General features: G+C 47.5%; 10 protein-coding genes. 8 read left to right on the top strand and 2 right to left on the bottom strand.

Features of this window, described 5'->3' with window-relative positions:
- The first annotated feature begins 316 nt into the window (after positions 1-316).
- Both U9J37_RS20195 and U9J37_RS20190 read left to right on the top strand, forming a co-directional pair.
- On the top strand, positions 317-1,294 hold the full coding sequence (locus tag U9J37_RS20195) for a DUF1852 domain-containing protein (protein WP_005473637.1): 978 nt from the start codon (positions 317-319) through the stop codon (positions 1,292-1,294).
- 22 nt (positions 1,295-1,316) lie between these two features.
- A complete protein-coding gene (locus tag U9J37_RS20190) occupies positions 1,317-2,345 on the top strand; it encodes a methionine synthase (RefSeq protein ID WP_005473714.1) in 1,029 nt (342 codons plus the stop codon).
- Between the two features lie 90 nt (positions 2,346-2,435).
- On the opposite strand, the gene U9J37_RS20185 is transcribed toward U9J37_RS20190, so the two are convergent.
- A complete protein-coding gene (locus U9J37_RS20185; protein ID WP_005473686.1) occupies positions 2,436-4,796 on the bottom strand; it encodes a Lon protease family protein in 2,361 nt (786 codons plus the stop codon).
- Positions 4,797-5,010: 214 nt separating this feature from the next.
- Here U9J37_RS20185 and U9J37_RS20180 point away from each other — a divergent pair, with 214 nt between their 5' ends.
- Positions 5,011-5,505: a hypothetical protein gene (locus U9J37_RS20180; RefSeq protein WP_005473676.1), complete on the top strand. Its 495-nt coding sequence runs from the start codon at positions 5,011-5,013 to the stop codon at positions 5,503-5,505.
- A gap of 18 nt (positions 5,506-5,523) precedes the next feature.
- Positions 5,524-7,146, top strand: a complete 1,623-nt coding sequence (locus U9J37_RS20175) for an ABC transporter ATP-binding protein (RefSeq protein WP_005473652.1) — start codon at positions 5,524-5,526, stop codon at positions 7,144-7,146.
- A 78-nt stretch (positions 7,147-7,224) separates the two neighbouring features.
- On the opposite strand, the gene U9J37_RS20170 is transcribed toward U9J37_RS20175, so the two are convergent.
- Entirely contained in the window at positions 7,225-8,124 is a 900-nt protein-coding gene (locus U9J37_RS20170; protein ID WP_005473630.1) for a LysR family transcriptional regulator, read from the bottom strand.
- A 189-nt stretch (positions 8,125-8,313) separates the two neighbouring features.
- On the opposite strand from U9J37_RS20170, the gene U9J37_RS20165 reads away from it, so the two are divergent.
- The 4 genes from U9J37_RS20165 to U9J37_RS20150 all read left to right on the top strand — a co-directional run bounded on the left by U9J37_RS20165 (position 8,314) and on the right by U9J37_RS20150 (position 15,187).
- Entirely contained in the window at positions 8,314-10,005 is a 1,692-nt protein-coding gene (locus U9J37_RS20165; RefSeq protein WP_005473674.1) for an L-lactate permease, read from the top strand.
- A gap of 134 nt (positions 10,006-10,139) precedes the next feature.
- Complete coding sequence (lldD, locus tag U9J37_RS20160) at positions 10,140-11,276, top strand: FMN-dependent L-lactate dehydrogenase LldD (RefSeq protein ID WP_322414069.1); 1,137 nt, start codon at positions 10,140-10,142, stop codon at positions 11,274-11,276.
- 129 nt (positions 11,277-11,405) lie between these two features.
- On the top strand, positions 11,406-14,243 hold the full coding sequence (locus U9J37_RS20155) for an FAD-binding and (Fe-S)-binding domain-containing protein (protein ID WP_005473693.1): 2,838 nt from the start codon (positions 11,406-11,408) through the stop codon (positions 14,241-14,243).
- 155 nt (positions 14,244-14,398) lie between these two features.
- Positions 14,399-15,187, top strand: a complete 789-nt coding sequence (locus tag U9J37_RS20150; protein ID WP_005473597.1) for a PhzF family phenazine biosynthesis protein — start codon at positions 14,399-14,401, stop codon at positions 15,185-15,187.
- Positions 15,188-15,216: the final 29 nt, after the last annotated feature.

Raw genomic sequence — 15,216 nt, 5'->3', positions numbered from 1 at the left:
CATTCACTGCTTCACCTTTATTTGTTTATCGCGGCGACGATTAAAACGATTCCATTCGCCGTTTGTAGCACATCAATATATCCCTTCGCAGTTCGGATTAAACATGAATTTTTCTCATATTGAATGTGAAGGATTTCCGCTGTTATTAACCTGCTGTTCAACGGTATAACTCAATCAACGCTCAAAATACCCATGACGCTCAATAGAATCACCAAACAAAATACGGGTAGAGTGCGAGAAATATAACAAGGAATATCTCGCAGCGAGCAAAATTATAAATCAGCTTTCATCTCAGGAAATAGGATCGCAGACCGCCATGAGTACAGATTTCAACTTTACGATTAAAAGCATCAGCCTTGATGAACATTACCAACCAGCAGATAGCACTCGAATCACCACTAATTTCGCCAACTTGGCACGTGGGGAAAGCCGCCAAGCCAACCTTCGTAATGCGTTAAAGATGATCGATAACCGTTTCAATGCCTTAGCACACTGGGACAACCCAAACGGTGACCGTTACTCGGTGGAACTCGAGATTGTCTCTGTCGATATGGACGTGGTTGAAGGCGACGAAAGTTTCCCTTCAATCGAAGTGCTAAAGACATATATCGTCGATCATAAAACCAATGAGCGTATTGAAGGCATCGTAGGAAATAACTTCTCTTCCTACGTTCGTGATTACGATTTTAGTGTTCTTCTTCTCGACCATAATAAAGATCAACCGCAATTCACGGTGCCAGATAATTTCGGCGACCTCCACGGTAAGCTGTTTAAATATTTTGTCGACTCTCCAACTTACAAGCAGCACTTTAATAAACCGCCAGTGATCTGCTTAAGTGTTTCAGACAATAAAACCTATTTCCGCACTGAAAACCAGCATCCAGTGTTGGGTTACGAATATCAACCTAACGAGTCTTCGCTGACGGAACAATATTTCCAAAAAATGGGTCTGCAAGTGCGCTACTTTATGCCACCAAATAGTGTTGCTCCGTTTGCATTCTACTTTTTTGGTGACTTGTTAAATGACTACACGAACTTGGAGTTAATCAGCACCATCAGCACAATGGAAACATTCCAAAAAATCTATCGTCCAGAGATCTACAACGCGAATGCAGTTGCGGGGAAATGTTACAAACCGAATCTGAAAAACTCTGACCACTCTGTGACTCAAATCGTCTACGACCGAGTAGAACGGAGCCAGTTGGCAGTACAACAAGGCAAGTTCGCAGAAGAGCATTTCATCAAACCTTACCAATCGATTCTTGAGAATTGGTCGGCAAACTACGCGTTATAACTCATTTACGGTGGCATTGATTATGAAAATTCTATTACCAACTTCAACCGCGGGCAGTTTGCCAAAACCCTCTTGGCTGGCTCAACCAGAAACGCTTTGGTCTCCTTGGAAGTTGGAAGGCGATGAACTCGTTAGCGGAAAACAAGATGCGCTCAACTTATCACTGCACGATCAACAACGCGCGGGGATCGATATTGTCAGTGACGGTGAGCAGACCCGACAACACTTTGTCACAACCTTTATCGAACACCTCGACGGCGTAGACTTCGAGCAGCGCAAAACTGTGACGATTCGCAATCGCTACGAAGCCAGTGTACCTAGCGTGGTTGGCCCAGTATCAAGACCAAAGTCGGTGTTTGTTGAAGACGCAAAATACTTGCGCCAGCAAACGGATAAACCGATCAAGTGGGCGCTTCCTGGCCCTATGACAATGATCGATACGCTCTACGATGATCACTATCAGAGCCGCGAAAAACTGGCGTGGGAATTTGCAAAAATTCTCAACCAAGAGGCCAAGGAACTAGAGGCCGCTGGCGTTGATATTATCCAGTTTGATGAGCCTGCTTTTAACGTCTTTTTTGATGACGTCAACGACTGGGGCATTGCTTGTCTGGAGCGCGCCATTGAAGGCTTGAAGTGTGAGACCGCGGTTCATATCTGTTATGGATACGGCATTAAAGCCAATACAGATTGGAAGAAAACTCTCGGCTCAGAATGGCGTCAATATGAAGAGGTCTTTCCGAAACTGCAACAGTCCAACATCGACATCATCTCTTTGGAGTGTCACAACTCACGTGTTCCTGTGGAACTGCTTGAGCTAGTGCGCGGTAAGAAGGTAATGGTTGGCGCGATTGATGTCGCAACCAACGAGATTGAAACGCCCGAGGAAGTGGCAAACACACTGCGCGAAGCACTCAAGTATGTAGATGCCGACAAACTCTACCCATGTACCAACTGTGGTATGGCGCCCCTTGCTCGTGACGTTGCCTCGGCAAAACTCAATGCACTCAGCGAAGGCGCCGCCATCGTGCGCAAAGAGTTAACGGAATAGTAAAACAATCGCACTTATCGGGATAAAAAATGCCAGTTCAATCAGTGAACTGGCATTTCATTTTAGGGTTGTTTATCTAAGCGAGAAACACTATTTACGCAATGCATTTAACTTCGCTTGCGCGATACCGAAAATCGTATCAATTGGGTAGCTACCCTCTTCACTTGGCTCCCCTGCAGGTTTGCCCATAAAGAGCTCAATAGCTTCCGTTACGTGGTCAATCGCCCAAATGTGGAACTCACCCTTCTCAACGGCTTTAACTACGTCTGGCCTTAGCATCAAGTTATGCATGTTTGAACGTGGGATGATCACCCCTTGTTCATTGCTGCGACCTTTAATGCCACAGACATCAAAGAAGCCCTCGATCTTCTCATTCACCCCACCAATCGGTTGAGACTCGCCAAACTGGTTCATCGAGCCAGTAATTGCAATGTCTTGGCGATTCGGTTGTTTGGAGAATGCTGATACCACTGCGCAAAACTCCGCCATGCTCGCGCTATCACCATCGACGCCACCGTAAGACTGCTCAAACGTAATGGTGGTATTGAGCGGCACTTTGGCCGTTTTACCAAACACCGATGACAAGTAGGCACTTAAAATCATCACCCCTTTCGAGTGAATACTGCCACCCAGATCGACGCTGCGTTCAATGTCTATCACATCACCGTCGCCATAACAGGTCGTCGCGGTAATTCGGTTTGGTGCACCAAACATGTATTCGCTGGTACTGAGCACCGACAACGCATTGACTTGACCGACCGCTTGCCCCTCTGTTTGCAAAAGCGTTGTCCCGTTAATGAACCCTTCCATCACGGTATCTTTTAAACGGCTGACTCGCAGTTCTTGATTGGACAATGCTTCTTCGACGTGATTTGAGCGAATCATATTTGAGTTGGCTTGCCGAGCGACGTAGTTTGATTCACGCAGTAAGTTAGCGATGTTGGCAGAATGCAAAGAGAGCTTCGTCTGATCACCCGCAAGGCGAGAACTGTGCTCAATGATACGCGCAATGGCTTTCTTGTCACAATGCAGCATGTTGTTGTCGTTGACGACACTTGAAATAAAGCGCGCATACTGAAGCTCTGCCTCAGGGCAGCGAGGCATTTCATCCTCAAAGTCTGCCGTCACCCGAAATAGCTCGCTGAACTCTGGATCATAGTGCTGCAGAAGTTGGTAAGTACGATAGTCACCAAACAAGATGATTTTCACATCCAATGGGATCGGTTCAGGATCCAGTGAAACCGCCCCCGTTAGCGTCACCTCTTTCTCCAGTGAAGAAAAACTTAACTGACGCGCACGCAACGCTCGCTTTAAGCCATCCCAAACGTAAGGTTGCTCAAGTACCTTCTGAGCATCCATCAGTAACACACCGCCATTGGCCTTGTGCAAGCTACCTGGACGAATCAGTGAGAAATCCGTAAACACGGTGCCTTTAAAGGTTGCCGTTTCTACGTAACCAAACAATGAGTGATAGTTCGGGTTCTCTTCTACAACAATAGGAAAATCGCTGTCTTTACGGCTTACAAGGACGTTAACCTTGTATCGGCGCGGTAATTTCTTATCCAAAGAAGCGGTCGCCACTTCACCTTGCTCCGCGCTTTGCTCAAGAAAAATATCGGCGTTATCTACGATATCTTGCTGCAGTTCGGTCAGGTAAGTTTTGATTTCTGGATAGCCAGAGTAATCTTTTTTGAGCTGCTTAATGAAATGAGTGATCACGTCTAGTGTTACGTCATCATTCAACTTTTTGATTTTCTCGCTGTAGGCTTCTTCCCATTCCGTCAACTGGCGAACCATGTTGCGCAGTTGCACTTCAAGGTCGTCAATCGCGGCACCAAAGTGCTCTTGCTCTTTTTTGCTTAATGCATCAAACGATTCTTCGCTGTGCAGTTCTTCGCCATTCATCGCAACAAACTGGTAGTCACCTTGGCTGGTGATGGTCAGACTGATGCCTTTGGCTTTTGCCTCTTTGGTGATTTGCGTGAGCTCCGCCTCTTGTTTAGTCGCCAACTGGTTTTTTAGACGGTCAGCTCGGCTGTAGTAGAGTTCATTGTCGAACGCGAGTGGCATCGCGTTGAGCAGCTTCGAAACTAACTTTTCAATGTCTTGCTTTAACTTGCTACCCACGCCGCAAGGTAATTTCAAGACTTTCGGGGTTCGAATATCTTCAAAGTTCGCCACGTAACACCAGTCGAACAGCTCGTTCGCATCATGTTGGTGTCGGTTTAAATAACGTAAGATCATCGTACGTTTGCCAAGACCATTTTGGCCGATCGCGTAGATGTTGTAGCCCTTTTCCTTAATGGACATAGCAAACTCTACCGCTTTCTGAGCACGTTCTTGACCTACAATTTCATCGATGGGTGCCAACTCTTTGGTTGATTTGCTTGGCAGGGTTTCTAACTCTGCGGCATGGTATAGCTGGCTCGCTTCTAGTCGCTGAATCGCCATATCCTCGTTCCTTGTTGTTGTTCTTATTGGGTCTCTATTGCCTTAGTTTAGGACATATTTAGTTATAATTTAGTGACTTAGGCAGAAATTGAATCTGTTCGGTCAAATAACCATCAATCATAAGCCAACATTGCGATCAAATGATAATTATTTGCAATCGTAAATGAATTGCATTTAAATATGCTCCATCAAGAATTTGGTGGAGTAAACACACATGGATCTACAACAATGTTGGACGCATTACCTAAAAGCGGAACAATTACTGGAACAAGGCCACTGGCCTGAAGCCCATTATCTGTACGATCAAGTGCTTTCTCATTTGCCCCACCATATTCAATCTGCAATGGACTGCGAAGAGACCAAGCCCTGTCAGTTCAGTTGTTTGCTCACTGGTTTACGAGACGCGGCAGTGTCCCAGTCAGAGATTCTCAACAAAATGGGCCAGCATCAACGTGCGTTTGACCTGTTGAACCAGAGCTACGCGCTCCTTCAATTTATGTCCATTGAAACATCCGATTTGGTGAAAGCTACTCACCATATTTTGGAAAAAAATAGCGATGAGCTTCTTCGTCACATGGGGGCATTTTGCACCGCGCAACGCAATGCGCAGTGGATGCTTGAGTATGAACAAGTACAAAAAGCACACCATCACTTCGCCGCGTTGAAATCTTTTCATGGCGCTTCGGAGAGCTCTCGCGTCATAAATTAAAACTATAAAGGAATACACATGTCACAGACGCCAATACTAAAGGTGAAGAACCTTTCAGTTAGCTTTACCACCAACGATGGCATCGTTGATGCGGTTAAGGATGTGAACTTTGAACTGTTTAAAGGTGAAACACTGGCCATTGTTGGGGAATCCGGCAGCGGTAAATCCGTTTCATCCAATGCACTGATGCAATTATTGCCGAACAATTCGATTGTTCATTCACAATCAAGCATCGTGTTTGAAGGTGAAGAGCTGCTTGATAAATCGGAAGTCGCGATGCAATCCATTCGTGGCGATCGTATCGGTATGATTTTCCAAGAGCCAATGACCTCGCTAAATCCATACATGCGCGTCGGTATCCAAGTAGCCGAAGCGATTATGTGCCATCGCCCTGTCTCCCGCTCTCAAGCAAAGGCGAAGGTTCTTGAGCTATTTGACTTAGTTCACCTGCCAAATATCGAGCAAGCCTACACCAAATACCCTCATGAGTTTTCTGGCGGTCAGCTGCAACGCATCATGATTGCGATGGCGTTGATCAACGAACCAGACATCTTGATCGCCGACGAGCCGACCACCGCTCTCGATGTGACGGTTCAGGCAGAAGTGCTTAATTTGATTAAAGAGATTCAAAGCAAACTCGGCATGGCGATCTTGTTTATCACTCACGACCTCGGTGTCGTAAAACACCTTGCGGATCGTGTGGTGGTGATGTGTAAAGGTGATGTAGTCGAAGAAGGTGAATGCCAAGCGCTATTTGCCAATCCACAGCACGACTACACCAAAATGCTGATCAATTCGATCCCTCGTGGCGGCAAAGACCCAATTGAAGACAACGCACCGGCTCTACTAAAAGCCGACGATATTCGCGTCAAGTTCTTAATTAAGTCGCACTTTATTCAGAGAAAAAACCAGTACTTCGAAGCGGTAAAAGGCATTTCTCTCGAACTTAAGCAGGGTGAAACCTTAGGTATTGTCGGTGAGTCTGGTTCAGGTAAATCCACATTAGGCCGCGCCTTAATTGGCTTACTACCAAGTAGCGGGACAATCCACTTTAAAGGGCAAGATGTCGGTCAATTGAGCGAAAAGCAACGTTTTGAGTTAAAGAAAGATGTGCAGATGGTGTTCCAAGACCCATACGGCTCACTTTCTCCTCGTATGACCATTGGTGAAATCATCACTGAAGGGCTAACCGTCCACCAGCCGACCATGACGAAGTCAGAGCGCATGCAACGTGCCCGTAAAGCGCTGGAAGAAGTACGTTTGGATCCTCACTCCATCAACCGCTACCCTCACGAGTTTTCCGGGGGCCAACGCCAGCGTATTGCGATTGCACGCGCGCTGATTTTGGAGCCTTCTTTCATTCTGCTTGATGAGCCAACGTCTGCATTGGACCGCTCTGTTCAGTTAACGGTGATTGACCTACTCAAAGACATTCAGAAGAAGCACAATATCGGTTTCTTGTTTATCAGCCATGACTTGAGTGTGGTCAAAGCGCTTTCTGATCGCGTGCTCGTGATGCAAAAAGGTGAGGTTATGGAACAGGGAACTGCGGATGAAATCTTCCACAATCCGAAAAACGATTACACCAAAAAGCTGATAGCGGCGTCATTTGACTTGGACGAATCCGAAGAAGCCGCCTAAGCTTACTCTATCAGTTCGGTTTGGCCGCCGACTTATCGCCGATGCATGGATGCATCGGCGTTTTTCTTTCAGGGCTGATTAAAAGTAATGTGAAATAGCTAAATAGCGTGCGCGGATATGTTCAATCAGCAGTTTCACTTTATTGGGGGGTTGACGGGTAAACGGATAGACGGCGTAAATGCCTAATCGTTTTCCTACTTGCTCTGGAAACAGATCCACCAGTTGGCCATTGCGAATGTCGTGATACACCAAGCATCGCGGTACATAAGCAATGCCATGGCCACCCAAAGCAGCTTTCCTCAGTGCGGTGGCGTTGTCTGTTGAAAACGAACCCGATACGCGAACAATGTAATTGCCCTCTTTTCCTTTAAACTCCCATTCACTCGCCCCTGTGGTTTGGTAAGCGTATTGCAAACAGTTATGCTGAGTTAAATCTTCAGGTTTCACTGGCTTACTGTTTCGTGCCACATACGCAGGCGACGCGCACACTACCCATTGCGAGTCGAGAATATGTCGAGCGATCAGGCTTGAGTCTTCCAAATACCCTGTGCGAATCACCAGATCATACCCACCCTCAACTAAGTCGACGAAACGGTTATCTAATGACATATCAACGCTCAGGCCAGGGTGAGTGTTGCAAAATTCGGCGACCGCATCGGCTAAAATCAAATCACCTGAAATGGTCGGCACCGACATCTTGATGTGACCGCTGATGTTTTCACCAAAACCTGAAACCGCATCCATAGCCTCCAAAGTGGCTTGCTTCACATTTTTAGCCCCATGCGTCAGCGCTTTGCCCGCCTCGGTCAGCGTCAATTTACGCGTTGTGCGATATAATAACTGAACGCCCAACTCTTCTTCCAAACGTGCTATTCGTTTGCTAACTACCGAATTTGTAAGGTTATTTGTTTCAGCCACCTTACTAAAGCTGCCCATTTCCACGACTTGAGAAAACAGAATTAAGTCATCTGCGCGCATTGATTATGTCATTTTTGGAATTAATTATTTTCATTATTTCCCTATATCAATAAAAAATAAAGGGGTAAATTCACCTCGAATTAACACAATTATCACAAATATAAAATCTAAGAGACTCTTTAGAGCCCGGATTTAACAAGTCATCCCTAGCAAAACGTGAAGGGATTATGCCTGTACGAGGATGTACCAATGAGTGAAACTTTACTTGCCCTAGTGGCCTTCTCACCAATCGTGGTGGCTGCCATATTACTTGTCGGCCTTAATTGGCCAGCCAAACGCGCGATGCCTGTCGCATTTGGATTAACCGTTATCATTGCCCTATTTGGGTGGGACATGTCGACCACACGCGTTTTAGCGTCTGTTTTTCAAGGGCTAGGCATCACTGTCGCGGTCTTATGGATTGTGTTTGGCGCCATCTTCCTACTCAATACGCTTAAACACACCGGCGCAATTACCACCATTCGCAACGGGTTTACTAACATCTCACCTGACCGCCGTGTTCAGGCCATCATCATCGCTTGGTGCTTTGGCTCGTTTATTGAGGGCGCATCAGGTTTTGGTACGCCAGCAGCGATTGCGGCGCCACTGTTAGTCGCGATCGGATTCCCTGCTCTTGCCGCGGTTTTAATGGGTATGATGATTCAATCTACGCCTGTTTCCTTTGGCGCAGTAGGCACCCCTATCATCGTTGGGGTAAACAAAGGTCTTGATACGCACAATATCTCTGAAGCGTTACTCGCGAATGGCTCCACTTGGGACGCCTACTTACAACAAATAACCTCTAGCGTTGCGATGATTCACGCGACCGTAGGTACGCTAATTCCAGTACTAATGGCAATGATGCTGACGCGCTTCTTCGGCAAAAACAAGAGCTGGACAGAAGGTCTAGACATTCTACCGTTTGCTATTTTTGCGGGCTTAGCCTTTACCATTCCATACGCACTAACGGGTGTTTTCCTAGGTGCGGAGTTCCCGTCACTGATTGGCGGTTTGGTTGGACTTTCTATCGTCGTATCTGCGGCAAAACGTGGCTTCTTGGTACCTAAAACAACGTGGGACTTTGAGAAAGAAGACAAGTGGCCAGCAGAATGGTTGGGCTCACTGAAGATTGATCTAGAAGACAGCAAGAGCAAGCCGATGAGCATGGTGATGGCGTGGTTCCCATACGTGCTATTGGCTGTGGTACTGGTAGCGAGCCGCGTCAGCGCCGATTTCAAAGCGATGCTAACCAGCGTAAGCCTATCGTTTAGCAATATTTTGGGCGAAACCGGTATCAGCACTGCCATTCAACCCCTTTACCTGCCAGGTGGCATCCTAGTCTTCGTCGCGCTTATCGCTGTATTGCTTCAAGCACGTAGCGCTGCTCCGCTTGCAAAAGCGTTTGGCGAATCGAGCAAAACCTTGATTGGTGCAGGCTTTGTTTTGGTCTTCACTATTCCTATGGTGCGCATCTTCATCAACTCTGGCGTCAATGGCGCTGACTTAGCCAGTATGCCAGTTACAACCGCCAACTTTGCCGCTGGCCTCGTAGGTGAAGCCTTCCCAGCGTTGAGCGCGACCGTCGGTGCACTAGGCGCTTTCATTGCAGGCTCAAACACGGTGTCTAACATGATGTTTAGCCAGTTCCAATTTGAAGTTGCGCAGACACTCTCTATCTCTAGTGCGGTTGTAGTAGCACTTCAAGCGGTTGGCGCAGCAGCGGGTAACATGATCGCGATTCACAACGTGGTTGCCGCATCAGCAACGGTGGGGCTACTGGGCCGCGAAGGTGCAACGCTACGCAAAACGGTTATCCCAACGTTCTATTACTTAGTCCTGACTGGCGTCATTGGTTTAATTGCCATTTATGGCCTAAACATTACGGACGCACTGGCTAAATAAATCCACGGCGTTAATACTCATCCCCTGACAAGAACGGCACTAGTGTCACTCCAAGCGAGTATTAACGCCACCCTAAACAGTTTGACTCTAGCCTTCAAAGAAAGGCCCAAATACACCATTTGTAGGATTGAATTATGATTATCTCTGCCTCTACTGATTACCGCAAAGCGGCGAAATCAAAGCTCCCACCTTTTCTTTTCCATTACATTGATGGCGGCTCTTATGGTGAGCATACTCTGAGACGCAACACAGAAGATCTTGCAGATATTGCGCTTAAACAGCGTGTGTTGAACGACATGTCTGAGCTTAGCCTCGATATCGAAATCTTCGGTGAAAAGATGGCGCTTCCTATCGCCCTATCGCCAGTCGGTCTAACCGGAATGTATGCGCGTCGTGGCGAAGTACAAGCCGCAAAAGCCGCCGAGAAAAAAGGCATCCCGTTTACCATGTCGACGGTGTCAGTTTGCCCCATTGAAGAAGTCGCACCAGCGATTGAGCGCCCTATGTGGTTTCAGCTCTATGTGCTGAAAGATCGCGGCTTTATGAAGAACGTTTTGGAACGAGCAAAAGCCGCAGGCGTGACAACCTTGGTATTCACGGTTGATATGCCTGTTCCGGGCGCCCGTTACCGCGACATGCATTCTGGTATGAGCGGTCCGAATGCCGCAGCACGACGTGTGTTCCAAGCGATGCGCCACCCGCAATGGGCGTTTGATGTTGGTTTGTTTGGCAAACCGCACGATCTGGGCAACATTTCAACTTACCGTGGAGAACCGACCAAACTCGAAGACTACATTGGTTGGTTGGGTGAAAACTTCGACCCTTCAATTAGCTGGAAAGACCTTGAATGGATTCGTGACTTTTGGGATGGACCAATGGTGATCAAAGGCATCCTGGACGTTGAAGATGCAAAAGACGCCGTGAAGTTTGGCGCGGACGGCATTGTTGTGTCAAACCACGGTGGTCGCCAGCTCGACGGCGTTATGTCTTCTGCCAAAGCTCTTCCTGCTATTGCAGACGCAGTGAAGGGAGATATGAAAATCTTCGTCGATTCCGGTATTCGCACTGGGTTAGATGTCGTCCGTATGCTCGCACTGGGTGCCGATTGTGCCATGCTTGGTCGGTCTTACATCTACGCGCTTGCTGCGCAAGGTCAAGCTGGCGTTGAAAATCTCTTAGATCTGTATGAAAAAGAGATGCGCGTTGCGATGACACTGACAGGCGCAAAAACCATTCAGGATCTGAACCGAGATTCACTGGTCAGCATCTAATCGATTAATTTAATGGGTGTCACGACTTTTGAGAACAAGATGTGACACCTTTAACCCACGGGAAGAGAGAACAACCTCACAATAATCAGAAAGACGCCCTACCCGTGACATCAGCACAAGGAAGCAATGATGGCCAACACAATTTCGAAAGCCACTTACGAGCAGCTTGAAGCCTTGCTTGCTCTACAAATTGACCCCGAACGCATTGTTACCCAAGAAGCAAAGCGTTTAGCTTACGGCACCGATGCGAGTTTTTATCGCTTGGTGCCGCAAATCGTTTTACGCCTTAAAGATCTCAGCGAAGTCATCTACGCGATACAAAGTTGCCGAGAACTTGGCGTCCACTTTACCTTCCGTGCAGCTGGGACAAGTTTGTCTGGTCAAGCGGTCTCTGATTCCGTCCTAATCACTCTCACCGATGATTGGCGTGGACACGATATTGTTGACGATGGCAATAAAATCATTCTTCAGCCGGGGGTTATTGGCGCCGATGCAAACAAATACTTGGCGCCTTTTAAGCGCAAAATCGGCCCCGATCCTGCGTCTATAAACACCTGTAAGATTGGTGGCATTGCAGCCAACAATGCCAGTGGGATGTGTTGTGGAACCGCGCAAAACTCCTATCGAACGGTAGACAGTGTCAAAGTGGTTTTCGCCGATGGCACCTTGCTCGACACCTCAAGCAAAGCCAGTATCGATGCCTTTAAAGTGACCCGCCCTGACATTTACCAAGGGCTTTCAAATCTTGTAGCGCAAACGCAAAGCAATGCAGAGCTCACTGAGCGTATTCGACACAAATATCGATTGAAAAACACCACGGGCTACGCACTCAACGCACTGGTCGACTATTCTGACCCCATCGAAGTGTTGGAACATCTGCTTATCGGCTCTGAAGGCACGTTAGGGTTTATCGCCGAGATCACCTACAACACGGTCATCGAGCACGAGTTTAAAGCCTCAGCATTACTGGTGTTCGCCGATATCGAAGAAGCAAGCCGAGCCGTTGCCACATTGGCGAAAACGCCAGTCGCAGCCGTCGAGCTGATGGATGGTCGAGCATTGCGTTCAGTCGCAGACAAACCCGGCATGCCTGAATTTATGCCAAATTTGGATATAGAAGCCGCGGCACTCTTGGTTGAAACGCATGCCAGCTCTCAAGCAGACTTAGATAGCCAGTGTGAAGCTATTTTAGGCTCACTCAGTGAGTACTCGATCATTGAGTCGGTTCCCTTTACCACGGATGCCAAGACCGTCGCGACGCTGTGGGGAATTCGCAAAGGCATGTTCCCAGCCGTCGGCGCTGTTCGTGAAGTCGGCACCACCGTCATCATTGAAGATGTCGCGTTTCCAGTAGAGAATCTCGCCAATGGCGTTCGAGATCTGCAGGCACTGTTCGATAAGTATCAATACAGCGAAGCCATCATTTTTGGTCATGCACTTGAAGGCAACTTGCATTTCGTCTTCACCCAAGGATTTGACTCACAAGAGGAAATTGATCGCTATGGTGGATTCATGGACGATGTCGCTGACCTTGTCGCTGTCAAATATCAAGGCTCATTAAAAGCGGAACATGGCACAGGACGTAACATGGCCCCTTATGTCGAGCTTGAATGGGGCAAAGATGGCTACGTACTGATGCAGCAAATTAAAAAGCTGTTCGACCCTGAAGGATTACTCAACCCAGGGGTAATCATCAATGACAACCCGCATTCACATATTGAGAATTTAAAACCGATGCCGGCGGCTGATGACATTGTTGATCGCTGTATTGAATGTGGTTTCTGTGAACCGGTTTGCCCTTCCCGCACGCTTACCTTATCACCAAGGCAACGTATCGTGCTTTATCGAGAGCTACAACGCAGAAAAGCAGCAGGAGAAACCGTTACCGTAAGTGAACTGGAAAAAGTCTTCGAATACCAAGGTCTCGATACTTGCGCGGCAACTGGGCTTTGTGCTGACCGCTGTCCGGTGGGTATCAACACGGGAGATTTGGTCAAACAACTGCGCACCGCGAAGTACAAAAAGTTTACGCCAATTGCCAAGTGGACTGCGGATCACTTCTCAACCACCACAACACTCACTCGCGCCTCTCTCAAAGCCAACCAAATTGCGGTGAAAGTGATAGGTGAAAATGGTGTCTCTAAGTTGACCAATGGCGTGCGGAGCCTCACCAAGAACAAGACCCCGATTTGGCTCCCTGAGACACCTCAATCAAACAGCCATAATCTAGAAAAGTCTTTGGAACTGCTGGTTAAGTCCGACAAAAAAGTGGTGTACGTCCCGTCTTGTGCTTCTCGCACTATGGGGCAACAAACCAATGCTTCTGATCAGCGTAACTTAACTGAAGTGACAATGTCACTCATTAAGAAGGCTGGATTTGAAATTATTATCCCTGAAGGTATTCATGACCAGTGCTGTGGAATGCCCTATGACAGCAAAGGCATGACAGATATCGCCACGCAAAAAGCGGCTCAGTTAGAGCAAGCTCTCTGGGAAGCAAGCTACGAAGGCGAATATCCTGTTCTTATGGACACCAGTCCTTGCGCTAAACGCAGCATCGATAATTTTACTAAACCGCTGGAAATACTCGAGCCTACAGGCTTTGTTTCTAAGTATCTGTTGCCTCATTTGGAGATCAAGCCGATTAATGAGACCGTGATGCTGCATGTCACCTGTAGCTCTAGGAAAATGGGATTGGAAAACAGCATGTTGACCCTAGCTCAGCGCTGCGCCAGCCACGTCGTGGTACCTGAGCACATTGCTTGTTGTGGATGGGCTGGAGACAAGGGTTTCACTACGCCAGAGCTCAATGCGGCGGCGGTTCATCCACTCAAAGAACAAGTGCCTGAGAACTGTCATCGTGGTTTTAGTAACAGCCGAACCTGTGAAATTGGTCTATCGCATCATAGTGGCATCCCTTACCAGTCAATTCTTTACCTAGTGGATGAGGCCAGCGTGCCACAATAGTTCTATATCACTCCCAAACCTAACTGGAGAGTTTGTACGCAGAGTATGATTTGAGAAGATCTATCTCGCAACTCTCCAGTTATTTCACCCTTGCTATGTAACAAAAGTTATTATTAATCAAATAGAAAGTTTTGATACGCCAGTAAGGAAGATCTATGGAATTCGAACTATTTGTGTGTGATACCTTCACTCAAGAAAGATTTAAAGGTAATCCCGCGGCTGTTGTCCCACTCACCGATTGGCTGAGTGACGATATGATGCTCAAAATCGCCCAAGAGAACAATCTGTCTGAAACCGCCTTTATTAAACAAATCGCCATCGACCACCATGAGATCCGTTGGTTTTCTCCTATTTGCGAGATCGAGTTTTGCGGTCATGCGACGCTCGCCTCCGCGTTTACCTTGTTTCATTTCTTCAATGCTGGCGAGCGAATTGTCTTTGAAACACGCTTTGTTGGACCAATCGAAGTCGAAAAGGATCGATCTGGCCGTATTCTGATGGACTTCCCACATCAAATGCCGAGCACCACTGAGGCTCCTGTAGCACTTCTAGAAGGGCTCTCTATCCCGCCTCTACACGTTATGAAAAACCCACAAGCCTACTTTGTGTTTTACGACAACGAACAAGATGTGTTGGATTTAAAGACCAAAAGCGACTTCCTGACGCAGCTAGCCCCTTACGACGTTGTTGCTACGGCGCCCTCCAAAGATTATGACTTTGTCTCTCGATACTTTTGGCCTGCCAATGGCGGCGATGAAGACCCTGTGACTGGCTCAATTCACTCCGGATTGGCACCGTATTGGTCCGAAAAGCTTGGTAAGGATCACATGATCGCCTACCAGGCATCAAAGCGAGGCGGCACACTTTACTGCCATGTTTCACCTGAAAAAGCGACCATAGGTGGCGACGCCGTACTCTACTCCCGCGGAAAATTTTACATCTAAGCCTTAGCCTTTGGGTGTCAGATGCTAAC

This window comes from Vibrio sp. 16 (assembly GCF_963681195.1).
GTDB lineage: Bacteria > Pseudomonadota > Gammaproteobacteria > Enterobacterales > Vibrionaceae > Vibrio > Vibrio sinaloensis_D.
Note: the sequence above shows the minus strand (reverse complement) of the source record. Positions and strands in the feature narration are given on the sequence as shown.